The sequence below is a fragment of the Thiomonas sp. X19 genome, from assembly GCF_900089495.1.
GTDB lineage: Bacteria > Pseudomonadota > Gammaproteobacteria > Burkholderiales > Burkholderiaceae_C > Thiomonas_A.
The window spans coordinates 3,419,442-3,442,183 of the sequence record NZ_LT605203.1 but is presented as its reverse complement, the minus strand read 5'-3'; the positions used below and the strand labels follow the sequence as shown (position 1 = coordinate 3,442,183).

The 22,742-nt window shown below is 61.6% G+C and carries 18 protein-coding genes, 1 pseudogene and 2 CRISPR repeat arrays (1 of these 21 only partly in view); of the genes and pseudogenes, 17 read left to right on the top strand and 2 right to left on the bottom strand.

Annotated features, from left to right (window positions below):
- A CRISPR array of direct repeats spans positions 1 to 3,709; the repeat unit is 37 nt; unit sequence GTCTCGCTCGGGTTAAAACCCGGGCGTGGATTGAAAC; it reaches 1,793 nt to the left of the window's first position.
- A 153-nt stretch (positions 3,710 to 3,862) separates the two neighbouring features.
- From THIX_RS16610 to arsC, 10 genes and pseudogenes are all read left to right on the top strand, one after another.
- A complete protein-coding gene (locus THIX_RS16610; protein ID WP_086558171.1) occupies positions 3,863 to 5,224 on the top strand; it encodes an IS1380-like element ISCARN34 family transposase in 1,362 nt (453 codons plus the stop codon).
- A gap of 270 nt (positions 5,225 to 5,494) precedes the next feature.
- A CRISPR array of direct repeats spans positions 5,495 to 5,675; the repeat unit is 37 nt; unit sequence GTCTCGCTCGGGTTAAAACCCGGGCGTGGATTGAAAC.
- A 194-nt stretch (positions 5,676 to 5,869) separates the two neighbouring features.
- Positions 5,870 to 6,706: a 4Fe-4S dicluster domain-containing protein gene (locus tag THIX_RS16605; RefSeq protein ID WP_112487060.1), complete on the top strand. Its 837-nt coding sequence runs from the start codon at positions 5,870 to 5,872 to the stop codon at positions 6,704 to 6,706.
- Positions 6,699 to 7,877 (top strand): hypothetical protein, encoded by a 1,179-nt coding sequence (locus THIX_RS16600; RefSeq protein ID WP_112487059.1) that lies wholly within the window; start codon positions 6,699 to 6,701, stop codon positions 7,875 to 7,877. Before THIX_RS16605 ends, THIX_RS16600 begins: the two co-directional genes overlap by 8 nt.
- Positions 7,878 to 7,881: 4 nt before the next feature.
- Positions 7,882 to 10,956, top strand: coding sequence for a molybdopterin-dependent oxidoreductase (locus THIX_RS16595; protein WP_112487058.1), 3,075 nt, complete (start codon positions 7,882 to 7,884; stop codon positions 10,954 to 10,956).
- Positions 10,949 to 11,578, top strand: coding sequence for a molecular chaperone TorD family protein (locus tag THIX_RS16590; protein ID WP_112487057.1), 630 nt, complete (start codon positions 10,949 to 10,951; stop codon positions 11,576 to 11,578). Before THIX_RS16595 ends, THIX_RS16590 begins: the two co-directional genes overlap by 8 nt.
- Before the next feature lie 163 nt (positions 11,579 to 11,741).
- Positions 11,742 to 12,101 (top strand): helix-turn-helix transcriptional regulator, encoded by a 360-nt coding sequence (locus THIX_RS16585; RefSeq protein WP_112487056.1) that lies wholly within the window; start codon positions 11,742 to 11,744, stop codon positions 12,099 to 12,101.
- Positions 12,098 to 12,610, top strand: a complete 513-nt coding sequence (locus tag THIX_RS16580) for an ArsI/CadI family heavy metal resistance metalloenzyme (RefSeq protein WP_112487055.1) — start codon at positions 12,098 to 12,100, stop codon at positions 12,608 to 12,610. The genes THIX_RS16585 and THIX_RS16580 overlap by 4 nt, the downstream gene beginning before the upstream one ends.
- A 32-nt stretch (positions 12,611 to 12,642) precedes the next feature.
- Positions 12,643 to 13,173 carry an arsenate reductase ArsC gene (locus tag THIX_RS16575; protein WP_112487054.1) on the top strand — a complete coding sequence of 177 codons (531 nt, stop codon included), beginning with the start codon at positions 12,643 to 12,645 and terminating at the stop codon, positions 13,171 to 13,173.
- Between the two features lie 149 nt (positions 13,174 to 13,322).
- Positions 13,323 to 14,630 (top strand): arsenic transporter, encoded by a 1,308-nt coding sequence (locus THIX_RS16570; RefSeq protein WP_112487053.1) that lies wholly within the window; start codon positions 13,323 to 13,325, stop codon positions 14,628 to 14,630.
- Positions 14,631 to 14,661: 31 nt separating this feature from the next.
- Positions 14,662 to 15,083 (top strand): annotated as a pseudogene (gene arsC, locus THIX_RS16565) (arsenate reductase (glutaredoxin)).
- Positions 15,084 to 15,139: 56 nt separating this feature from the next.
- Here arsC and THIX_RS16560 read toward each other — a convergent pair.
- Together THIX_RS16560 and moaD are read right to left on the bottom strand one after the other, a co-directional pair.
- Complete coding sequence (locus THIX_RS16560; RefSeq protein ID WP_112487051.1) at positions 15,140 to 15,685, bottom strand: molybdenum cofactor biosynthesis protein MoaE; 546 nt, start codon at positions 15,683 to 15,685, stop codon at positions 15,140 to 15,142.
- A gap of 30 nt (positions 15,686 to 15,715) precedes the next feature.
- Positions 15,716 to 15,973, bottom strand: coding sequence for a molybdopterin converting factor subunit 1 (moaD, locus tag THIX_RS16555; protein WP_112487050.1), 258 nt, complete (start codon positions 15,971 to 15,973; stop codon positions 15,716 to 15,718).
- 302 nt (positions 15,974 to 16,275) lie between these two features.
- Between moaD and THIX_RS16550 the strand changes: the two genes are divergently transcribed.
- The 7 genes from THIX_RS16550 (at position 16,276) to THIX_RS16520 (ending at position 22,675) form a co-directional block, all read left to right on the top strand.
- Complete coding sequence (locus tag THIX_RS16550) at positions 16,276 to 17,637, top strand: IS1380-like element ISCARN34 family transposase (protein WP_086558171.1); 1,362 nt, start codon at positions 16,276 to 16,278, stop codon at positions 17,635 to 17,637.
- Positions 17,638 to 17,912: 275 nt separating this feature from the next.
- Positions 17,913 to 18,827, top strand: a complete 915-nt coding sequence (gcvA, locus tag THIX_RS16545; RefSeq protein ID WP_112487049.1) for a transcriptional regulator GcvA — start codon at positions 17,913 to 17,915, stop codon at positions 18,825 to 18,827.
- A gap of 294 nt (positions 18,828 to 19,121) precedes the next feature.
- Positions 19,122 to 19,493, top strand: a complete 372-nt coding sequence (locus THIX_RS16540) for a helix-turn-helix transcriptional regulator (RefSeq protein ID WP_112487048.1) — start codon at positions 19,122 to 19,124, stop codon at positions 19,491 to 19,493.
- Between the two features lie 3 nt (positions 19,494 to 19,496).
- Positions 19,497 to 19,976, top strand: a complete 480-nt coding sequence (locus tag THIX_RS16535; RefSeq protein WP_112487047.1) for an arsenate reductase ArsC — start codon at positions 19,497 to 19,499, stop codon at positions 19,974 to 19,976.
- A 31-nt stretch (positions 19,977 to 20,007) separates the two neighbouring features.
- Positions 20,008 to 20,370 (top strand): arsenite efflux transporter metallochaperone ArsD, encoded by a 363-nt coding sequence (gene arsD, locus THIX_RS16530; protein WP_112487046.1) that lies wholly within the window; start codon positions 20,008 to 20,010, stop codon positions 20,368 to 20,370.
- A gap of 19 nt (positions 20,371 to 20,389) precedes the next feature.
- Entirely contained in the window at positions 20,390 to 22,168 is a 1,779-nt protein-coding gene (gene arsA / locus THIX_RS16525) for an arsenical pump-driving ATPase (RefSeq protein ID WP_112486187.1), read from the top strand.
- A gap of 63 nt (positions 22,169 to 22,231) precedes the next feature.
- On the top strand, positions 22,232 to 22,675 hold the full coding sequence (locus tag THIX_RS16520; RefSeq protein ID WP_233224509.1) for an arsenate reductase ArsC: 444 nt from the start codon (positions 22,232 to 22,234) through the stop codon (positions 22,673 to 22,675).
- The last annotated feature ends 67 nt before the right edge of the window (positions 22,676 to 22,742 follow it).

Sequence of the window (22,742 nt, the reverse complement as noted above, 5' to 3'; positions counted from 1 at the left end):
GGCGCGCGTCTCGCTCGGGTTAAAACCCGGGCGTGGATTGAAACCATATCAGGCTCGACGATGATCGTGTACCCATCCGGGTCTCGCTCGGGTTAAAACCCGGGCGTGGATTGAAACTCATCGCCGACGAGCTGCGCGCGCATGGCCTGGCGTCTCGCTCGGGTTAAAACCCGGGCGTGGATTGAAACTACGACTTCGTGAGCTGGCCTGGCGGCAGCAAAGCGTCTCGCTCGGGTTAAAACCCGGGCGTGGATTGAAACATTCAGGGCATGTGCGCCCGTGTCATGCAGCCTGGCGTCTCGCTCGGGTTAAAACCCGGGCGTGGATTGAAACATCGCTCTCCTCAATGGCGGCGATCAACGCCGATCGTCTCGCTCGGGTTAAAACCCGGGCGTGGATTGAAACCTCGTGGATACCATGCTGGCAGCGGCGAAGGATCGTCTCGCTCGGGTTAAAACCCGGGCGTGGATTGAAACCGATTGGTTGGACGAACGGTTGGAATCTGGGACTGAGTCTCGCTCGGGTTAAAACCCGGGCGTGGATTGAAACCTGGACAAGGCGGTGGCCAAGCTCGGAGCCCCCAAGCGTCTCGCTCGGGTTAAAACCCGGGCGTGGATTGAAACGGCATAGAGGCCCGGGGTCTGCGGGTTGTCGCCGAGTCTCGCTCGGGTTAAAACCCGGGCGTGGATTGAAACATGGTGACGCCGGCGATGTGCTGGCCGCCCTCGGCGTCTCGCTCGGGTTAAAACCCGGGCGTGGATTGAAACAACACCAGTCTGAGCGTCGAGCAGGCCACGGCGTTGTCTCGCTCGGGTTAAAACCCGGGCGTGGATTGAAACGCATTCGGCGCTGATCTTGCCGCCGATGCTCTGCTGTCTCGCTCGGGTTAAAACCCGGGCGTGGATTGAAACAACGTCACCGTGGCCGCAGGCTCAGGCAACTACAGTCTCGCTCGGGTTAAAACCCGGGCGTGGATTGAAACCCTTCGCGGTCGTGCCTGAGGGATACCGCATCGAACGTCTCGCTCGGGTTAAAACCCGGGCGTGGATTGAAACGTGACAGACGCGCGGCGTGGCCAGGTCGTGGATCGTCTCGCTCGGGTTAAAACCCGGGCGTGGATTGAAACGTGCTGCTCCACCACGACACACGCTGGCTGGTCGACGTCTCGCTCGGGTTAAAACCCGGGCGTGGATTGAAACACCGTTGGCACCGTGCTGGGCCATCGAGACCCGCGGTCTCGCTCGGGTTAAAACCCGGGCGTGGATTGAAACATAATGAAACTCGTTGAATCCCGTGGCTCTCTGGGTCTCGCTCGGGTTAAAACCCGGGCGTGGATTGAAACGAAATCTCCGGTTGTTTTGGCGCGTGCGACTTTTTGTCTCGCTCGGGTTAAAACCCGGGCGTGGATTGAAACCATTGATGGTGATGCCGCCACGCTTGACGATGTACGTCTCGCTCGGGTTAAAACCCGGGCGTGGATTGAAACTGCTCGAAGGGAACTTCAGGGCGTTCGCCCTTGCGTCTCGCTCGGGTTAAAACCCGGGCGTGGATTGAAACAATGAATGCGGCGTCCTAGCTGCTGTCTATACGTCGTCTCGCTCGGGTTAAAACCCGGGCGTGGATTGAAACTCGCTGAACTTGCGCAGGCCATCGGCCATGCGCTGGTCTCGCTCGGGTTAAAACCCGGGCGTGGATTGAAACTGAATGAAAAGCGGCATTGACAACGGAGGCTATGGGTCTCGCTCGGGTTAAAACCCGGGCGTGGATTGAAACATCGATGCCGATCTGCACCACGTTCGAGGTCTTTGGTCTCGCTCGGGTTAAAACCCGGGCGTGGATTGAAACGTTGTGGTTGCGTTCATGGTGCTCTCCTGTTGGTAGTCTCGCTCGGGTTAAAACCCGGGCGTGGATTGAAACTGAATGGAAAGCGGCATTGACAACGGAGGCTATGGGTCTCGCTCGGGTTAAAACCCGGGCGTGGATTGAAACAACTCACCGACGCAGGATTGATGAGCCGAGAAACGTCTCGCTCGGGTTAAAACCCGGGCGTGGATTGAAACCATCGTGCCGTCGGCCAGCGCGCACTGCATGGTGGTCTCGCTCGGGTTAAAACCCGGGCGTGGATTGAAACACCTGAAACCAGAGCGCCTGCTGCAATACGCGGAGTCTCGCTCGGGTTAAAACCCGGGCGTGGATTGAAACCAGGATTGTTGTTGCGTGTGCTGCGCGGCAGTGGGCGTCTCGCTCGGGTTAAAACCCGGGCGTGGATTGAAACCAGCAGTTCGAGACCTCATTGTCGGACCTCGATACGGTCTCGCTCGGGTTAAAACCCGGGCGTGGATTGAAACCAAAATCAAATGGCACTTGGCCGATCCAGAATGTGGTCTCGCTCGGGTTAAAACCCGGGCGTGGATTGAAACATCCAGCGCTGTGCGTTGCCGCAAGACATCACGGCGTCTCGCTCGGGTTAAAACCCGGGCGTGGATTGAAACTGCAAACCCACTTGCACCGCACCTGCAATATCAGGGTCTCGCTCGGGTTAAAACCCGGGCGTGGATTGAAACATGCCGATGAAGAACGGTGCAACCTCAGATGCAAGGTCTCGCTCGGGTTAAAACCCGGGCGTGGATTGAAACGCCATGAACCAGCCTGACACCGAGACCAGAAACGGTGGTCTCGCTCGGGTTAAAACCCGGGCGTGGATTGAAACGGATTAACCGAAGAACATCGCCTTGCCCCACTTGGTCTCGCTCGGGTTAAAACCCGGGCGTGGATTGAAACGCGTCGGTCGTGACCTCAACCCAGGTGGGATTTCCGTCTCGCTCGGGTTAAAACCCGGGCGTGGATTGAAACCGCGATCCAGCTACGCCGCGCCCATCCTGCCGCACGTCTCGCTCGGGTTAAAACCCGGGCGTGGATTGAAACAACCCATGCCCGATGGTTGCCGATCCGTCCACCGGTCTCGCTCGGGTTAAAACCCGGGCGTGGATTGAAACGAACTTGCGGCTTGAGCATCCGCTCGCTCATGCTGTCTCGCTCGGGTTAAAACCCGGGCGTGGATTGAAACAGCGTGTGCACGCATGCGCCAGCCGTCGTCGAAGTCTCGCTCGGGTTAAAACCCGGGCGTGGATTGAAACACACGTCGCCGGAATCTGGCGACAAGGTCACACGGTCTCGCTCGGGTTAAAACCCGGGCGTGGATTGAAACCCCTGGATCATGCGGCAGTACCTGGCGCTGGAAGGTCTCGCTCGGGTTAAAACCCGGGCGTGGATTGAAACGCCTCCGGGCGGTTTTTTTATTGACGAATCCAAAGTCTCGCTCGGGTTAAAACCCGGGCGTGGATTGAAACTCACTGAGCGTGCCGACGGATTGCGCCAGGATGCGTCTCGCTCGGGTTAAAACCCGGGCGTGGATTGAAACGAGTCAGCGCTGGAAGGCGCGTATTACGGCCAGTGTCTCGCTCGGGTTAAAACCCGGGCGTGGATTGAAACGAGTATTACGCCCAGGCACAGCAGCCGTGGGCACTGTCTCGCTCGGGTTAAAACCCGGGCGTGGATTGAAACACGGTGGTCAACGCCGTTACGCCAGCCCTGTCCAAGGTCTCGCTCGGGTTAAAACCCGGGCGTGGATTGAAACGACCCGCTCGGCTTGTAAAGCACTTCAGCGCCAAGGTCTCGCTCGGGTTAAAACCCGGGCGTGGATTGAAACCCGCAAGCTGATGCAAATATCTCAATTGCAAATTACCTAAATCCGTGAGCTCGGGCATGCGGAATTTTCATAAGTTGTTGATGCATAATGGTTTATTCGATAAAATGACCCCTTTGTCTTCTCACCCAGCGGGTGAACGTTCCGGGGTATGGCATGGGGTTTGGATTTCGCGTCAAGCAACTCGACTATGACCTGACGCCGGTGGCCGGTCTGGCCCTTGTCGGTCATCACCTCAAGCGCCTCGATCCTCTGTTCAAACGCCTGGATGCCCAGTGGCCTTGCCGCGGCGGACTGCCGCCCAGCACACTGATGCGCAGCTATGTTGGCTTGCTCGCGCAGAGCAAGAGCGACTTCGATGCCATCGAAGGCTTTCGAGGCGATCGTTTCTTCCAGGAGGCGCTGGGTCTGGTGGGTGTGCCGTCCTCGCCCACCCTGCGCCAGCGCCTGGATGCGCAGGCCGCCCTGTGGTTTGACTTCACCTCCCAGGCGATTGAAGCGCTGCTGCGCAAGAGCCAACCGGACTATGGTCTTTTGCCTTGCGGTCATGTGCCGCTGGACATCGACACCTTCGCGATGGACAACTCGGGCACAGCCAAGGATGGGGTGAGCCGCACCTACGCGGGGGTCGATGGCTACTGCCCGCTGGCGGCCTACCTGGGCACGCATGGGTTTTGCCTGGAGTTCGCCCTACGTCCGGGCGCGCAGCACTCGGCTTCGGAGACGACCTACAACCTCGAGACGGCCGTGCCCATGGCGCAGCGCCTGTCGACCGCAGGCCCCAAGGCGCCGATTCTCGTGCGCATGGATGCGGGGTTTTGCTCGGCCGCCTTGATGGCCGACATGCAGCGCTGCAACAGGCCAGGACTGCCCCGGGTCGATGTTCTGATCAAGTGGAATCCCCGCAAGACCGATCCTCTGGAGGTCTTGCGACGGCAGGAACTGGAAGGGGGTTTGTTGTGGCAGCATCCGCGCGCAGGCAAGCGCGTGGCGGTTTGGGAGGTGGCCGTGCAGGTCGAAGGCATCGCCCATCGCCTGCGCCGCATTGTGCGCATCACGGAGCGCACCGTCGATGCCCGTGGCCAGCAGTTTTTGGTCCCCGAGATCATCTTGGAGGGCTGGACGACAAGCTTGCCCAAGGCCATCAGCGCCGAGGCGATCATCGACCTGTACGCCGGGCACGCTACGCACGAGCAGTTCCATGCGGAATTCAAAACCGACATGGATCTGGAGCGACTGCCCTCGGGGAAGTTCGACACGAACGATCTTGTCTGCCAGCTTGCGGCCCTGACGATGAACGTGCTGCGCCTCATGGGGCAGCAAGGGCTGCTGGGGCCGCATGCACCGGTGCGCCATGCGGCCAGGCGACGGCGTCTGAAGACTGTGATCCAGGAACTTGTCATCCGCGCAGCACGCGTGATCAACCATGGCGGGCGGCTGTGGTTGGGACTGGGCGCCAACGACAAGGCAGCCCGTGCCTTTTGCGATCTGCATGCGCAGTTCGCCGCCAGCGGCTGAAGACGCAGTCCAAGCTTTCCCAGCACCCCAAGACGCTGGCCACAAGGGCTCAGCGGGGGAACGGCTGCGCGCAACCCACCCGAAATGACCGATCAAGGGGGCCGATCGTTCGCGCACAGCCCCACAGCCCCCTTCGACACGGCGCTCGAACCGTGAACCTGCGGGAAATCGGGAAAATCGGGCCGTCACAATCAGCTTTCAAGTCGATGGATTATCGGAAGTCACGGATTCAGGACGACTATCAACAAGCATTGGTCAAGTGGGCGCTACGTCTCGCTCGGGTTAAAACCCGGGCGTGGATTGAAACTGTTTACACGGGCTCGTCTTCCACCACAGGGAACGTCTCGCTCGGGTTAAAACCCGGGCGTGGATTGAAACAGATGCAGTGGCAGAAAGCCCACGGTGGCGTAATTGTCTCGCTCGGGTTAAAACCCGGGCGTGGATTGAAACACGTGGAATATTTGATTCACGTCAAAAGGGCGCGATACACAGGCGCCTATCGTGTCCCCATCGCATGAAAACATCACGGGGCACAAAATGAACACCTCCGAGAACCTAACCGCTGGGACAGCAGACCGGCGCGGTTTTCTTCGCAGGGCTCTGGGCACGACAGCCGCCACGGTGGCAACTGCGGCCGCAGTTGCCATGGATTGGCCAGCAACTGTCGCGGCGCAAGAGGTCAAGCAGCCGGGGGATGATGCCTTCGGCAATCTTCCCGCATCGCTCACTCCGTCGGGCACCGACTATGAATTGGGGCATGACCGCTCGGCCTATGCCTACACCGCCAAAGACGGCAACCTCGCCAAGGAAGGGTTCGAGGGCAAGCGCTGGGGCATGCTGATCGATCTGCGCAAGTGCGTCGGCTGCCAGGCTTGCACGGCTGCGTGCAAGTTCGAGAACAACATCCCTACCGGCGTGTTCCGCACCTGGGTGCCGGACGTGGAACTGGGCACCTATCCCGACACCAAACGCGCCTTCCTGCCACGGCTGTGCAACCACTGCGAGCGGCCGTCCTGCATTGAGGTTTGTCCGGCCGGCGCCACTTGGCAGCGCAAGGATGGCATCGTCGAAATCGACTACGACCTGTGCTGGGGCTGCGGCGCCTGTGTCAATGCGTGTCCCTACGACGCGCGCTTCATCAATCCCATCACCAAGACCGCCGACAAGTGCACCTTCTGCTCACAGCGGGTCGATCAGGGCCTACTCCCTGCGTGTGTCGAAACCTGCGTGGGCGGCGCGCGCCAGTTCGGCGATCTGAACGACCGCAACGATCCAATGACCAAACAGGTGTTGAGCGAAGTCATTCAACAGCTCAAGCCGGGAACCGGCAACGAGCCCCGCGTGTTCTATATCGGCTTGACCACCGAGTTGCAGAACAACCCGCCAGGCATTCCGACGCAGTGGTCGGTCGAACAGCAGGACATGGGCCACAACGATCACGATTGGGACATCAACATCAGCAAGGAGGCCAATCATGTCTAACCCGCTGACCACACCGCAATTCGTCCCGCCGCTGCGGCAGTTGAACGAGTTGTACAACGTCGTTCACGACCGTCCGTTTTCCATCCTGTTCGCCAACTACTCCTGGGCGTTGGGTGTGGCGGGTGGACTGGCGCTGATCTGGGCGATCAACGCCTGGCGCGGCCGCACCGACGCAGTGGAAAACCGATTCACCATGCCCTTGGTGGTGGCGCTGATCCTGGCCGGTTTCGTCAACGTGCTGGCTGAAGTGAAACAACCGGGGCGGCTCATTTTTGGCTACTTCCTTGGCTGGTCCAACTGGGATACGGCCATCATCAAATACGGCATCATCCTGCTACCGATTTTTCTGGTGGTGGCTTGGTGGCTGAGTTTCCAGTGCATCCCGCGCGCGAGGCTTGGCGCCGAGATCGAGAAGCTTTCAGGCATCTGGCGCAAGCTGGCCGACATTTTTAGCCTGTGGAGCCGGCATTACAGCGTGTTTGAATCGAAGTGGCTCAAACCGGTGCTGGTCACCACCGTCTTTCTCGGATTGTTCGCCCCGCTGTATTCCGCAGTGTTCCTGATGAACGAACATGGCATACCGGTGTGGAACTCACCTATCGCGGCCATCCTGTTCCTCGCTAGTGCCATCGCGGTGGCGGCGCTGGCCGAGATGGTGGTGATCCCGGTGCTGGCCTGGGCCGTGACGGCCACGCGCCCCACGGCACAAACCGGCCATCGGCAAACGGCGACTGTGGCGCTGGGGGTGTGCCTGGTGACTTGGTACGGCTGGATGTGGTGGCTCGGGCGCTTCGGCACCATCGAGGAGCTGCGCGCGGCCAACTTGTTCATGGGCACTTACGCCGCGCCAATCACCTTGAACTTGACCATCATCGGCCTGCTCATTCCGCTTGCCTTGCTGCTTCTGCCCACCGGGCGCAGTTATTGGGCTCAGTTGCTGGCTTTCCTCGGCGCGACCTGGGGCTCGTATGCCATGCGCATCGGCATCGTCATCGGCGGCGAGGCCATCAACCGGAGCGGGGCCGGTTACTACACCTTCCATTTGAATTTCGGGGAGCTTTGGTACACCGGGGTCAGCGTGCTGCTGTTCCTGGGCGTCCTGGCTGCGCTGCTGGCGGCCATGCCGCGCGACGCGCAATCGGCCTCCTTCTCCACTACGAAAAAGGTTTGACATCATGGACATCTCACGACGTGGTCTTCTGACTCTCGGGGCCGTCGCCGGACTGGGCGCGGGCACACTCGGGTTTTCCAAGCGCCTGATCGATCTGGTGCCGCTGACCAACCGTGGGCGAAAAGCCCTTCATCCCATTTACGGCAACTCCAACACCCCGGAATGGCTGCGCGATGCAGCCACTGGCAAGCTCGTGCCCAACCCGCAATGGACCCTGCGCCACACGGTGGACCTGCAGTGCCACAGCGAATGCGGGTTGCGCGTGAAAATCGACCGTAAGACTGGGCGAGTCCAGCGCATCATCGGCAATCCCTACCATCCCAACACCCTGAGCGAATACACCGCCGTCAACACGCCGCTGATCGACACCGCGCGCCAGCCCGGCACCGTGTGCGCGCGTGGCAACACCGGCATTCAGACGGCTTACGATCCTTACCGGGTTCTGGTGCCACTCAAACGTGTCGGACCGCGCGGGAGTGGTCAGTGGAAACCCATCACGTGGGATACGCTGATCACCGAGGTTACCGAGGGCGGCAGGATTTTCGCTGACACCAGCGACCCGGCCAGCAAAGACCAGAACATCCTCGGTTTTCGCGGCCTGTACGCCAAGCGCAACGAACCGATGGATCCGAACGCGCCAGAAATGGGCTCGCGCACCAACGGCTTCGTGCTGCAAGGTGGCCGCCTGGTGGGCACGCGCATGACGTTTGCACAGCGCTTCGGCAACACCTTCGGCAGTGTCAACGTGTTCGATCACGTCAACGAGTGCGAACTCAGTCACCATATCGCCCACCAGCATGTGTTCTCCGGCATCAACATGACCCAGCCTGACGTGCGCGAGGCCAAGTTCATCATCTACTGGGGCACGCAGCCGGGAGACGCCAACTTTCCGATGCAGACACAGGGCAAGTATGCGGCCGAAGCGCGCTCCAAGCCTGACGGCTTGAAATACGTGGTGGTCGACCCCAAGCTCAGCCGTGGCGGCGTGGTGGGCGACCGTGCGAGCTGGCTGCCCATCAAACCCAGCACCGATGGCGCCCTGGCACTGGCGATGATGCGCTGGATCATCGACAACCAGCGCTACAACGCGCCCTACCTGTCCTATCCGACGCTGGCCGCAGCGCAGACAGCGGGCGAGCTCTCACATACCGATGCGACGCATCTGGTCGTCGTCGACCCTCAACATCCACAGTCTGGGCAGTTTCTTACGGCCGAAGTCGCCGGGTTGGGCAAGCCGCAAGCCCAGGGCGAAGACGATCGTGTGGTGATCGACGTCGCCAGCGGCAAGCCCTCGCAGGCGGTGAGCGTGAAGACCGCGCAGCTCGACTTTGCCGGGGAGGTCAACGGTGTGGCCGTGAAAACGGCGTTTCGTCTGCTCAAGGAGGCAGCCGAGGAACACACCATCGAGCAATACGCGCAGATTTGCGGAATCGAGCCAGCGCGCATTGTCGAGGTGGCGCGGGAGTTCACCAGCCATGGCCGCAAGGTTGCCAGCACCATGTACCGTGGCGTGGTCAAACACCCCAACGGCTATTACAACGGCGTGGCAGTGCTGATGCTCAACCTGCTGGTGGGCAATATGAACTGGACTGGTGGGCTGACCGCTGGCGGTGGCGGTTATCCGGTCAACAAGGGCCGCTACGACATCGTCAGCGTTCCTGAGGCTGCAGGTCTTGCCAAGGGTGTCATCATCAACCGCGAGAAGTTCCACTACGAGGACACCAGCGAATACAAGGCCAAGGTTGCCGCGGGCAAGAACCCCTATCCGCCCAAGCGGCCATGGTTCCCGCTCAGTTTCGCGATGTATACCGAAACTCTGCCCTCGGCCATCCAGCGCTATCCCTATGGCGTGGACATCCTGATGTGGCAGAAAGCCACACCGTTGTATAGCGTACCCGGCCAAGGCAACCCGGAGTTCCTCGAAGCGATCAAGAACCCGAAGAATATCCCTTTGATCATCGCCTCGGAAATCGTGGTTGGCGACTCCAGCATGTATGCCGACTACATCGTGCCCGATGTGTCGTATCTGGAAAGTTATGACCTGGTCGACACCTTCCCCACCACGCTGACCAAGGGAACCGGCGTGCGCTGGCCGGCGGTCAGCCTGACATCCAAAACATCCGACGGTCGGCGTGTGTGCATGGAGGAATTCCTGATCGACGTGGCCAAACGCATCGGCATGCCCGGCTATGGCGCCAGGGGTATTCCCGACGCGGATGGTAAGTACTGGCCGTTCAACCGCCGCGAGGATTTCTATCTCAAGGCCGTCGCCAATCTGGTCGCTGCCAAGGGTGTGGATGGCGATGCGGTACCGAAAGCCTCGGCGCAGGAAATTGCCATCACGGCACTGGACGACTACCACAAACAATTCGCCGTCGCGCTCAAACCCGAAGAATGGCCCGTGGTGATGGGCTGCCTCGTGCGCGGCGGTCGCTTCCAGCCGCATACGGGCTCGCGCAAGGGTGAACAACTGGCTTACCAGTACACCAAACGCCTGCATTTCTATGCCGAAAAAACCGGGACCACGCGTAACAGCATGAACGGCCAGTTTTTCCACGGCACCACGCGCTGGGTGGAGCCCACCACAGCGCTGGGCAAGCATCTGGACCAGCTCGATGATCCGAAGGACTGGCCGATGACCATCATCACCATGAAAGGTGCGCTGCAATCGCACTCCCGCCTGGTGTCGAACTACACGCTGCGCGAGATCAACCCGAGTAACGGCGTGCACATGGCGGCCGGCGACGCCAAGCGCCTGGGCATAGCCAATGGAGACTGGATCTGGGTGGTCACCCCCGAAGGTAAACGCCGTGGCCGTGCGGTGGTGCTCGAAGGCATCCGGCCGGGCGTCATCCTGTTCGAGGTCGGCTACGGCCACTGGGGCTATGGCGCCAGCAACTACCAGGTGGGCGGCAAACGCGTGATGGGCGATGCGGTGCGCCGCGCCGGCATTCACCTCAACCCCATCATGCGGCGTGACCCTGACGTCTGGCAGATGTCGCTCATGGATCTCACCGGCGGCAGCGTGGTGTTCTACAACACCAAGGCTCGCCTGGAAAGGGAGCTCACCCATGCCTGACTCCGCCGAACTGGCACGCTTGGCCAGCGCCGCCTCGTATCTGCTACTCAATCCCCCGGATACGCAGACCCTGACGGTGCTGCTGACCCCTTCGGGGGAACCGCTGGATCCGGAGCGCGCCCGCCAGGACTTTTATGACTATTTGTGCATCCCGCAATCGGGCTGTTTCCTGCCCCCCTTCGCCCATGTCCTGAGCCAGGCGCAGGAGACCGCCGAGTACTGGCACTTTCCCACGCCGAAGTACAACGGCGGCGATGCTTTGTTGCCTTGGTATGACGCCGGCCAGTTCGACCCGACCGTGCTCCCAGCCGACGCCATTCTGGCTGCGGCCAACCGCCCGCTGGACCATGTGGGTGTATTGCTCGCGTTTCTTGCGCTGTTGCTCGACGCAGCACAGGACCACGAAACCGATCGCGTCGTGTTGGGCGAGTTCCTCGGCGAACACATCCAACCTTGGGCGGACAGCTTCGTGAATTTGATGGCCCAGGCTGAGAGCCCTTACATCGCCTTGCTCGGTACGATCTTGCGGGATCTGTTCGATGCCGTGCGCGAGGCCTACCCACCCATGACGCCTCGACAGTTCCCCATTGCGCCGAAACACATCTCCATTGTGGCCGCATGATCCGCACACGAAGCTGTGCTGTGCTCATCCCGTGGCCAACCGCCGTTTTTTTTGGGCGGTCTATCGAGCGCTTGGGCCCCTGAGCCTGTCGACTCGGGATCGCTGAGAGCTTCACTTGGCTTTGGTATGAGCATTTTTTCTATACTTCTACTATCATTGAACTATGGAAACAAACCGTGCCCTTTCCGCCCTCGCCGCGCTGGCCCAAAACTCGCGTCTGCGCGTGTTTCGCACTCTGGTTCAGGCCGGACCCGCCGGCATGGCCGCGGGGCAAATCAGCGAGGCCACCAGCATCGTGCCGTCCTCGCTGTCCTTCCATCTCAAGGAACTCAACCATGCCGGCTTGGTGTCGGCCCGACAGGCCGGGCGCTTCGTCATCTACGTGGCGCAGTTCGACACCATGAACGCCCTGCTGGCATTTCTCACCGAGAACTGTTGCGGCGGCAACCCCTGCAGCCCCGTAGGCGAGACGCCCTGCGCGACCCATTCCCCGATCATCAAGATCAAGGACCACACATCATGAAACGCTTTCACGTGCACATCAGCGTCCCCGCGCTGGATGAGGCCGTTCATTTTTATTCCGGTCTGTTCGCCGCCGAGCCCACGGTGCACAAACCCGACTACGCCAAATGGATGCTCGACGACCCTCGGGTGAATTTCGCCATCTCGCAGCGAGGTGCCGTGCCCGGTCTGAACCATCTGGGCGTGCAGGTGGAGTCGGACGTGGAACTTCACGAGATGCAGCAGCGCCTGGACGGCATGGCTGCGGGCTATGTCGCCGAACCCGGCACCGCCTGCTGCTATGCCCGCTCCGACAAATACTGGGCCAACGATCCGGTGGGCATCGCCTGGGAAACCTATCACACGCTTGACACCATCCCCATGTTCAACGACGCGGCCGATGACCACGCCTGTTGTGTACCCCCGACCGGCGATACGGCGGCTACGACCGCGACCACACCCACTGCGCCTGCTGCGAACGCTTGCTGTGACAAGACAGCAACCGGCAAGGCGTCCACCGGTTGCTGCTGACCGATGTCCCCACCCTCCCTGAAAGGCCGCATATGGACAAGATTTACAACGTGCTGGTGCTGTGCACCGGCAACTCGGCACGCTCCATCCTGGGCGAGGCGCTGATCAACACCCTGGGCAAAGGTCGCTTCCACGCCTTCAGCGCGGGCAGCCATCCGGGTGGCGTGGTCAGCCCCTACGCCATCGAGCAACTGCAAGCCATCGGCTACCCGACTGAGCGCCTGCGCAGCAAAAGCTGGGATGAGTTCGCCGCCCCTGGCGCGCCGGAGATGGACTTCGTCTTCACTGTCTGCGACAAGGCCGCCGGGGAAATGTGTCCGATCTGGCCCGGGCATCCCATGACGGCGCATTGGGGCTTTGAAGACCCCGCCGCGGTGCAGGGCAGCGACGCCGAGAAGCGCCGCGCCTTCGCGCAAGTGTTTCGCCAGATCCGCAACCGGGTGCAGAGTTTCGTCGCATTGCCGCTGGATAAGCTCGACGCGGTCGCCATCAAACACGAGATCATGCAGATTGGCCAGACACCGGTCGACCAGCAGGTGCACAGTCAGCCAGCCACGACATGACTGTGGCACAGCGTGCCGTTGCATGGCAGCGGCAGGTACCGGCCTGAGCAAGGCCAACGCGATGATCACGCCGGAAAAGTCGAAGCTGGCGCCCTCGATCCTTCTTTCCACGCTGCGTCACGCGCGCAGCGCCACCCGACTTCTGCTGCATGCTCCCTGCTCTCCTGATTTTCATCGCCACCCTGATCCTGGTCGTCTGGCAGCCGCGCGGCCTGGGCATTGGCTGGAGCGCGCTGGGCGGGGCGGCGCTGGCGCTGGCCATGGGGGTGATCCAACTGAGCGACATTCCCGTGGTGTGGCACATCGTCTGGGACGCCACCTTCACCTTCGTCGGCCTCATCATCATCTCGCTCATCCTCGACGAGGCCGGCTTCTTCCACTGGGCGGCGCTGCATGTGGCGCGCTGGGGCGGCGGGCGCGGACGGCTGCTGTTTCCGCTCATCGTGTTGCTGGGCGCGGTCATCGCCGCCTTGTTCGCCAACGACGGCGCGGCGCTCATCCTCACCCCCATCGTGCTGGCCATGCTGCTGGCGCTGGGGTTTTCTCCCCAGGCGGCGCTGGCTTTCGTCATGGCCACGGGCTTCGTCGCCGACACCACCTCGCTGCCGCTGGTGATCTCCAATCTGGTGAACATCGTCAGCGCGGGCTATTTCCAGATTCCCTTCGACCGCTACGCGAGCGTCATGGTGCCTGTGGACATCGTCTCGCTCGCGGCAACCTTGCTCGTGCTGGTCGCGTATTTCCGGCGCGATATTCCGCTGCGGTACGACGTGGCCAAACTCGATGCGCCTGCCAGCGCCATCCGCGATCCGCTGCTGTTCCGCTGGGCGTTTCCGGTGATGGTGGTCCTGCTCACCGCCTATTTCGTCACCGCCGCCTACGACGTGCCGGTGTCCTTCGTCACGGGCATCGCGGCCCTGTTCATGCTGGCGCTGGCCGGGCGTTGGTGGCGCGGCGGGCGTGGCGCGCACATCGACGTGCGTGGCGTGATCAAGCACGCGCCCTGGCAGATCGTGCTGTTCTCGCTCGGCATGTATCTGGTGGTCTATGGCCTGCGCAACGCGGGGTTGACGACGTATCTGGCGCAGGTGCTCGAAGCCTTGGGGCAGCATGGCGTGTTCGCCGCCGCGCTGGGCACCGGCTTCATCAGCGCGGGGCTGTCGGCGGTGATGAACAACATGCCCACGGTGCTCATCGGCGCTCTGGGCATCCACCACGCGCTGGGTTTGAGCGCCCCGGTGCGCGAAGCGATGATTTACGCCAACGTCATCGGCTGCGACCTGGGGCCGAAGTTCACGCCCATCGGCAGCCTGGCCACGCTGCTGTGGCTGCATGTGCTGGCGCGCAAGGGAACCACCATCACTTGGGGCTACTACTTCCGCGTCGGCTTGCTGCTCACCACCCCCGTCTTACTCATCACCCTGGCCGCGCTGGGGCTGCGCCTGAGCCTGGGTTGAGCTCCTCATTCCACTGCACTCTGCAAGCACCATGACTCGCATCTACCACAACCCCGCCTGCGGCACCTCGCGCAACGCTCTGGCGCTGATTCGCCATGTCGGCATCGAGCCCGAAATCGTCGAATATCTTGAAACTCCGCCCGATCGGGCCACCTTGCTCACGCTACTGCAAGCCATGAACATGGAGCCGCGCCAGTTGCTGCGGCGCAAGGGCACGCCTTATGAGGAACTCGGGCTCGACGACCCAGCCTTATCGGATGCAGCCTTGATGGATGCGATGCTTGCCCACCCCATCCTGATCGAGCGGCCCATCGTCGTGACATCCTTGGGCACACGGCTATGCCGGCCGTCCGAAACCGTGCTCGACATCCTGCCCCAGTCGCCCCATGCGCCGTTCAGCAAGGAAGACGGCGAAGCGCGGTGATCGACCAAGCGGGTCGCCGCATCCGTTGACGGTTTCGATGGGCGGCTGAACATGCTGGCCCGGTTTGTCGTACAAACTGCTCACGTCATTTTTGGTTCTGCTTGGAAGCGATGTCCAGTTCCGGTAGAAGTCGCTTGCTGGCGGCCTGGATACTCCATCTGTCCATCGCGGCGACGTCCGCTTCATGCGCGTCGACCCACTGCATACCCTGAGACGTCGTTTCTTTTTTCCAGAACGGTGCCTGGGTCTTGATGTGATCCATCAGGAATGCGCAGGCCTCAAAGGCCGCATGCCGATGCGCAGATGCCACCGCCACGAACACGATGAGATCACCCGGCTGCAGCACACCGATGCGATGGATGACGGTTGCCGCCTGCAAGGGCCACCGCTGCTGCGCCTCAACCACCAGACGCAGAATGCTCTGCTCGGTCATGCCGGGGTAGTGCTCCAGCTCCATGGCCTCCACGCTGTGCTTTCCCTGCTGCAGCGTTGCAGTGTTGTGATCACGGCAGATACCCTCAAAGCTGGCGACAGCGCCGATGTCGGTGCGTCTTGCACGCAGATTATGCAATTCCTTGCCAGCGTCAAAGGCTTTATGCTGGATGCGTATCGTGGGCTCGAAGGGCAGCATGGGGGCAAGTCCAAGATGCAGGCCAGATCTTCAGCCGCCAGTGACCGGCGGGAAGAAAGCTACCTCGCAACCGGGCACGATGAGAGCGTCGACCTCGGCCATGACATGATCGCAGGCCATACGCAGAGTCTTGTCGCCCGTCAGCGCGATAGCGTGCCGCGCGCTGCGCTGAGTGAGCCAAGCACGCACATCACCCAGCGTGCGCAGATGCTCGGGCAGGTCGAGCGTTTCGCTACCCCGCCCGATGTCTTCACGCACACTGGCGAAATAGCGGATGGTGGTTTGCATAGGTTGACCTCAGCAGGTTGAACAGTGAAAACCAGCGCCGCCAGGCGGGTCCATGATGGCCTCGGGGATTCAAAACCAAGTTGGCACTTGTCAAAGCGTGGTCACGAACGCCTCTGGAGCCGGTCGAATCCGTGCGGCCTTGGCTGATTTGACCGTGCCGACAACCACGAAGCAAACAGCNTTACCTGAATCCGTGAGCTCGGGCATGCGGAATTTTCATAAGTTGTTGATGCATAATGGTTTATTCGATAAAATGACCCCTTTGTCTTCTCACCCAGCGGGTGAACGTTCCGGGGTATGGCATGGGGTTTGGATTTCGCGTCAAGCAACTCGACTATGACCTGACGCCGGTGGCCGGTCTGGCCCTTGTCGGTCATCACCTCAAGCGCCTCGATCCTCTGTTCAAACGCCTGGATGCCCAGTGGCCTTGCCGCGGCGGACTGCCGCCCAGCACACTGATGCGCAGCTATGTTGGCTTGCTCGCGCAGAGCAAGAGCGACTTCGATGCCATCGAAGGCTTTCGAGGCGATCGTTTCTTCCAGGAGGCGCTGGGTCTGGTGGGTGTGCCGTCCTCGCCCACCCTGCGCCAGCGCCTGGATGCGCAGGCCGCCCTGTGGTTTGACTTCACCTCCCAGGCGATTGAAGCGCTGCTGCGCAAGAGCCAACCGGACTATGGTCTTTTGCCTTGCGGTCATGTGCCGCTGGACATCGACACCTTCGCGATGGACAACTCGGGCACAGCCAAGGATGGGGTGAGCCGCACCTACGCGGGGGTCGATGGCTACTGCCCGCTGGCGGCCTACCTGGGCACGCATGGGTTTTGCCTGGAGTTCGCCCTACGTCCGGGCGCGCAGCACTCGGCTTCGGAGACGACCTACAACCTCGAGACGGCCGTGCCCATGGCGCAGCGCCTGTCGACCGCAGGCCCCAAGGCGCCGATTCTCGTGCGCATGGATGCGGGGTTTTGCTCGGCCGCCTTGATGGCCGACATGCAGCGCTGCAACAGGCCAGGACTGCCCCGGGTCGATGTTCTGATCAAGTGGAATCCCCGCAAGACCGATCCTCTGGAGGTCTTGCGACGGCAGGAACTGGAAGGGGGTTTGTTGTGGCAGCATCCGCGCGCAGGCAAGCGCGTGGCGGTTTGGGAGGTGGCCGTGCAGGTCGAAGGCATCGCCCATCGCCTGCGCCGCATTGTGCGCATCACGGAGCGCACCGTCGATGCCCGTGGCCAGCAGTTTTTGGTCCCCGAGATCATCTTGGAGGGCTGGACGACAAGCTTGCCCAAGGCCATCAGCGCCGAGGCGATCATCGACCTGTACGCCGGGCACGCTACGCACGAGCAGTTCCATGCGGAATTCAAAACCGACATGGATCTGGAGCGACTGCCCTCGGGGAAGTTCGACACGAACGATCTTGTCTGCCAGCTTGCGGCCCTGACGATGAACGTGCTGCGCCTCATGGGGCAGCAAGGGCTGCTGGGGCCGCATGCACCGGTGCGCCATGCGGCCAGGCGACGGCGTCTGAAGACTGTGATCCAGGAACTTGTCATCCGCGCAGCACGCGTGATCAACCATGGCGGGCGGCTGTGGTTGGGACTGGGCGCCAACGACAAGGCAGCCCGTGCCTTTTGCGATCTGCATGCGCAGTTCGCCGCCAGCGGCTGAAGACGCAGTCCAAGCTTTCCCAGCACCCCAAGACGCTGGCCACAAGGGCTCGGCGGGGGAACGGCTGCGCGCAACCCACCCGAAATGACCGATCAAGGGGGCCGATCGTTCGCGCACAGCCCCACAGCCCCCTTCGACACGGCGCTCGAACCGTGAACCTGCGGGAAATCGGGAAAATCGGGCCGTCACAATCAGCTTTCAAGTCGATGGATTATCGGAAGTCACGGATTCAGGTTCATATCATTTATGTCGCTTGTTCCTGATGAGATCCAATCATGACTGAGCCGTATAGACGTCGTCGCAGGATGCCCTCGCTGATGGCGCTTCGCGCCTTCGATGTGGCCAGTCGCACCAACAGCTTCGTCAAGGCAGCCGAAGAGCTGCTGCTGACGCAAAGCGCGGTCAGCCGGCATATCCGCAATCTTGAGGAAGAACTTGGCATGCGCCTGTTCCGTCGGGTCAGCCGGGGTGTCGCGCTCAGCCCTGAGGGGGAGCGGCTCAAGACCATCGTCACCGATGCGTTCGACCGGCTCGACATCGGCATCAACAGCTTGCGCGCCAGCCAGCGCGCATCGGCCCTGCTGACCGTTAGCATGCTGCCCAGCTTCGCCGCAAAATGGCTCGCCCCGCGCATCGGTGCGTTCAGCGCGGCCTTTCCCGACATCGAACTGCGTTTGAGCTGCACACGCGCGCTCACCGATTTCGACGATGTCGATGCAGCGATCCGCTACGGTCGCGGCAACTGGCCGGGCTGCACATCGATCCAGCTAGCCGATGAACTGGTTTTTCCGGTGATGAGCCCGTGCCTGCGGGACCGGTTCGGCCCCCTGGATGACCCAGAGGTTCTGTCGAAAATGCCGCTCCTGCAGGGTGACATCGTCGAAAGCTGGCAGGATTGGTTCAACGCCGCCGGGCTGGTGCCGCCCTCGCTGATCCGGGGCATCGGCTTTTCGGATGACACGGCGCTCATTCAGGCCGCCATCGACGGGCATGGCGTGGCACTCGGACGCTCGATCCTCGTCGCCCGCGACATTGCCGAAGGACGGCTGATTGCGCCCTTCGACGCCCGGATCAAGGCCGACTATGCCTATTGGTTCGTGGTTCCGAACGACCGCACTGAAAGCAGGTCGCTCTCCTCTTTCCTCGGCTGGCTTAAAGACGAGTTCTATGAGCTTGGCAGCATCCTCTGACGCCCGACGTCAGCCCTGAACTGCCATCCCGGCTACCACCGGGCCGGGCCGCCTTGCCCTACTGTGGGCCTCCACCCTCCCCGAACCTCGTCCGCCCGCTCCGTGCCGCGTGGCATATGCCTTTAGACATCATGGTCGCCTCCAAAAGAGTGGCAGCAGGGTCTTTCACAATAGGTTCACGATGTGACAATCCCGTGATTGTTTGCTCCTGTTAACGTAACTACATGTAATTAATTTGTCTGTATGTAGAAATGGCATGGTGCATGAATCCAATCATTGTTGTATATTTGAAGAATGGAAAAGATCACAGCAACTTCAATCTTCGAATCGCTCTCGTCAGGTGTGCGGTTGGACGTGTATCGGCTGCTTGTCAAGAAGGGGCCTGAGGGCATGGTGGCCGGCGAGATCGCGATCACCCTTGACGTGCCGCCGACCAACCTCTCCTTCCATTTGAAGGCCCTGACCCAGGCCCGCCTTCTCACTGTGGAACAGGAGGGGCGCTACCTGCGCTATCGGGCGAACATTCCATTGATGCTGGATCTGATCGCCTATCTGACCGAGGAGTGCTGTTCCGGGCACCCGGGGCAATGTACGGGCTTGCGCGGCGCTTCAACCTACTGCGACACGGCACTGCCGACTGTTTCGCCAACTCCAGTCGAAACCTGAGCCATGAACATCCTCTTTCTCTGCACAGGCAACTCCTGCCGCTCGATTCTGGCCGAAGCCACGTTCAACCACCTGGCTCCCGCCGGCTGGATGGCGATGAGCGCGGGCAGCCATCCAACCGGGCAGGTGCATCCCCGCTCGCTTGCCTTGCTGGAGCGGGAAGGCATCCCGACCGTTGGACTCTCCAGCAAGTCCTGGGACGATTTGCCCGAAACACCGGACATCGTGATCACCGTCTGCTCCAGCGCAGCCAGCGAAACCTGCCCGGCCTATCTCGGCCCGGTCCTGCGCGCGCATTGGGGTGTCGAAGACCCTGCGCATGCTACCGGGGGCGACGGGGCAATCAACGCTGCCTTCATGACAGCCTATCGCATCCTGCGCACCCGCATCGAGACCTTCCTCACCCTGCCGCTGACGGAGTTAAAGAACGATCCCGCATGCTTGAAGGAGGATCTGGATCGGATCGGGAAGCTTTTTTCATGACCATAATTTCAATTATCGATGAGGAATCAAAATGAAAGCCATTCAAATCTATGACCCGGCACTGTGCTGCAGCACCGGCGTGTGCGGTGTGGAGGTCGATCAGAGCCTGGTCAGCTTTTCGGCTGACACCGATTGGGCCAAGCAAAACGGTGCGCAGATCGAGCGTTTCAATCTGGCCCGACAGCCGCTGGCATTCGCCGAAAACCCGACGGTCAAATCGTTCCTGGAACGCTCCGGCCAGGAAGCCCTGCCCCTGGTTCTGGTGGATGGTGCAGTGGCATTGGCGGGCCGCTACCCCAACCGCATGGAGCTGGCTCGCTGGGCAGGCATTCCACAACCGACAGCAGTGTCGAAAGCAGCACAGGGCTGCTGCGCCGGCAGCCACTGCTGCTGAACGCAGAGGAAGTATCACCATGAAATTTCTCGAACTGCCGCCGCGCTTTTTCTTTTTCACCGGCAAAGGCGGCGTGGGCAAAACGTCGCTGTCCTGCGCCACGGCAATCCACCTTGCCGAGCACGGCAAGAAAGTCCTGCTGGTCAGCACCGACCCCGCATCCAACGTCGGCCAAGTCTTCGGCCAGGCCATCGGCAACACGATCACCCACATCAATGGTGTGCCCGGTCTGTCGGCTCTGGAAATCGACCCGCAGCAAGCGGCACAGCAGTACCGGGAGCGCATCGTCGGCCCGGTGCGCGGGACGCTGCCGGACGACATCGTCAACGGCATCGAGGAACAGCTCTCCGGCGCCTGCACCACCGAAATCGCCGCCTTTGACGAATTCACCGCGTTGCTCACCGACTCGGCCCTGACCGCTGACTACGACCACATCATTTTCGATACAGCCCCGACCGGTCACACCATCCGGCTGTTGCAATTGCCCGGCGCGTGGAGTGATTTCCTTGAAGCGGACAAGGGCGATGCGTCCTGCCTCGGCCCATTGGCCGGACTGGACAAGCAGCGCGCCCAATACAAGGCGGCAGTGGAGGCTTTGGCCGATGCCCAGCGCACCCGCTTGATTCTGGTGGCCCGCGCCCAGCAAGCCACCTTGCGGGAGGTTGCACGCACCCATGAGGAACTCGCCGGCATTGGCCTGTCGCAGCAGTATCTGGTGATCAACGGCGTCCTGCCACCGGAAGAAGCGGCGCACGACCCCTTGGCCGCAGCCATCTGCGCGCACGAACGGGCCGCATTGGACGCAATCCCTGATGTGCTCAAGACGCTGCCCCGCGATCAGGTCGCGCTCAAGCCCTTCAACCTGGTCGGTCTGGATGCCTTGCGCCAGCTACTGGTCACGACGGCCACGCAAGCGCCCAGCACCCATGTGGCTCCGGTCGTACTTGATGCACCCAGTCTGTCCGTGTTGGTCGATGGCATCGCCGAAGACGGCCACGGTCTTGTGATGCTGATGGGCAAGGGCGGTGTGGGCAAGACCACCCTGGCCGCTGCCATCGCGGCAGAACTGGCCCATCGCGGCCTGCCGGTCCACCTCACCACGTCCGACCCGGCCGCGCATCTGACTGAAACACTGAGCGGCGCGCTGGACAACCTCATGGTCAGCCGGATCGACCCGCACATTGAAACCGAGCGTTACAGGCAGCACGTATTGGCCACCAAGGGCGCGCGGCTCGATGCGGAAGGCCGGGCGCTGCTGGAAGAGGACCTGCGCTCGCCCTGCACCGAGGAAATCGCGGTGTTCCAGGCCTTCTCGCACATCATTCGCGAGGCCGGCAAGAAGTTCGTGGTGATGGACACGGCACCGACCGGCCACACCTTGCTGCTGCTCGACGCGACTGGCGCCTATCACCGTGAAATCACCCGCCAGATGGCCGGGACCGGGCTGCACTACACCACCCCGATGATGCAGTTGCAGGACGCCAGGCAGACCAAGGTGCTGATCGTGACGTTGGCCGAAACCACACCGGTACTGGAAGCGGCAAACCTGCAAGCTGACCTGCGCCGCGCCGGGATCGAGCCCTGGGCCTGGATCATCAACAACAGCATCGCGGCTGCCACGCCGAACTCGCCCTTGCTGCGTCAGCGTGCCTGCCATGAACTGCGAGAAATCGACGCCGTCGCTACCCGCCATGCCCAGCGCTACGCGGTCGTTCCGCTGCTAAGAGAAGAGCCCGTCGGCGTCGATCGCCTGCTGGAACTGGCTGCCCGCCCCAGTCTCATCACCGAAAGAGCGTGACATGGCCCCAAAGAGATCTACAACGCGCTGTTCATCTGCACCGGCAATTCCGCGCGCAGCATCATGGCGGAAGTCATCTTGAACCATCTCGGTCGAGATCGGTTCAAGGCGTACAGCGCGGGCAGTCATCCTCGCGACGAAGTGCATCCGCTCACGCTCGAAGTGCTCACCGGTCAGCACTATGACATTCGTGGCTTGCGCAGCAAGAGCTGGACGGAGTTTGCGGCGCCGGATGCGCCATCGATGGATTTCATTTTCACAGTCTGCGATCAGGCGGCTGGCGAGGCCTGTCCCGCATGGCCAGGTCAACCCATCACCGCCCACTGGGGTTTCGCTGATCCAGCCGCGGTCGGCGGGGATCGTGAGCGTCAACTCAAGGCCTTCGCCAACGCGCACTTCCAAATTGCCGCTCGCATCCGCCTGCTCCTCGCCCTGTCCATCGACAAGATCGACCGCATGTCGCTGCAAACCCAGTTGCGTGATCTGGACCAACAGCGCGCCGAATAACAATGAAGGGAACAGCATGACGCGCCTCCTCATCATCGGCGGCAGCGACGCGGGCATCAGCGCGGCG

Coding starts and splice junctions, on each gene's coding strand:
- THIX_RS16610 (WP_086558171.1), top strand. CDS start 3,863: ATGGGGTTTGGATTTCGCGTCAAGCAACTCGACTATGACCTGACGCCG.
- THIX_RS16605 (WP_112487060.1), top strand. CDS start 5,870: ATGGATTGGCCAGCAACTGTCGCGGCGCAAGAGGTCAAGCAGCCGGGG.
- THIX_RS16600 (WP_112487059.1), top strand. CDS start 6,699: ATGTCTAACCCGCTGACCACACCGCAATTCGTCCCGCCGCTGCGGCAG.
- THIX_RS16595 (WP_112487058.1), top strand. CDS start 7,882: ATGGACATCTCACGACGTGGTCTTCTGACTCTCGGGGCCGTCGCCGGA.
- THIX_RS16590 (WP_112487057.1), top strand. CDS start 10,949: ATGCCTGACTCCGCCGAACTGGCACGCTTGGCCAGCGCCGCCTCGTAT.
- THIX_RS16585 (WP_112487056.1), top strand. CDS start 11,742: ATGGAAACAAACCGTGCCCTTTCCGCCCTCGCCGCGCTGGCCCAAAAC.
- THIX_RS16580 (WP_112487055.1), top strand. CDS start 12,098: ATGAAACGCTTTCACGTGCACATCAGCGTCCCCGCGCTGGATGAGGCC.
- THIX_RS16575 (WP_112487054.1), top strand. CDS start 12,643: ATGGACAAGATTTACAACGTGCTGGTGCTGTGCACCGGCAACTCGGCA.
- THIX_RS16570 (WP_112487053.1), top strand. CDS start 13,323: ATGCTCCCTGCTCTCCTGATTTTCATCGCCACCCTGATCCTGGTCGTC.
- THIX_RS16560 (WP_112487051.1), bottom strand. CDS start 15,685: ATGCTGCCCTTCGAGCCCACGATACGCATCCAGCATAAAGCCTTTGAC.
- moaD (WP_112487050.1), bottom strand. CDS start 15,973: ATGCAAACCACCATCCGCTATTTCGCCAGTGTGCGTGAAGACATCGGG.
- THIX_RS16550 (WP_086558171.1), top strand. CDS start 16,276: ATGGGGTTTGGATTTCGCGTCAAGCAACTCGACTATGACCTGACGCCG.
- gcvA (WP_112487049.1), top strand. CDS start 17,913: ATGACTGAGCCGTATAGACGTCGTCGCAGGATGCCCTCGCTGATGGCG.
- THIX_RS16540 (WP_112487048.1), top strand. CDS start 19,122: ATGGAAAAGATCACAGCAACTTCAATCTTCGAATCGCTCTCGTCAGGT.
- THIX_RS16535 (WP_112487047.1), top strand. CDS start 19,497: ATGAACATCCTCTTTCTCTGCACAGGCAACTCCTGCCGCTCGATTCTG.
- arsD (WP_112487046.1), top strand. CDS start 20,008: ATGAAAGCCATTCAAATCTATGACCCGGCACTGTGCTGCAGCACCGGC.
- arsA (WP_112486187.1), top strand. CDS start 20,390: ATGAAATTTCTCGAACTGCCGCCGCGCTTTTTCTTTTTCACCGGCAAA.
- THIX_RS16520 (WP_233224509.1), top strand. CDS start 22,232: ATGGCGGAAGTCATCTTGAACCATCTCGGTCGAGATCGGTTCAAGGCG.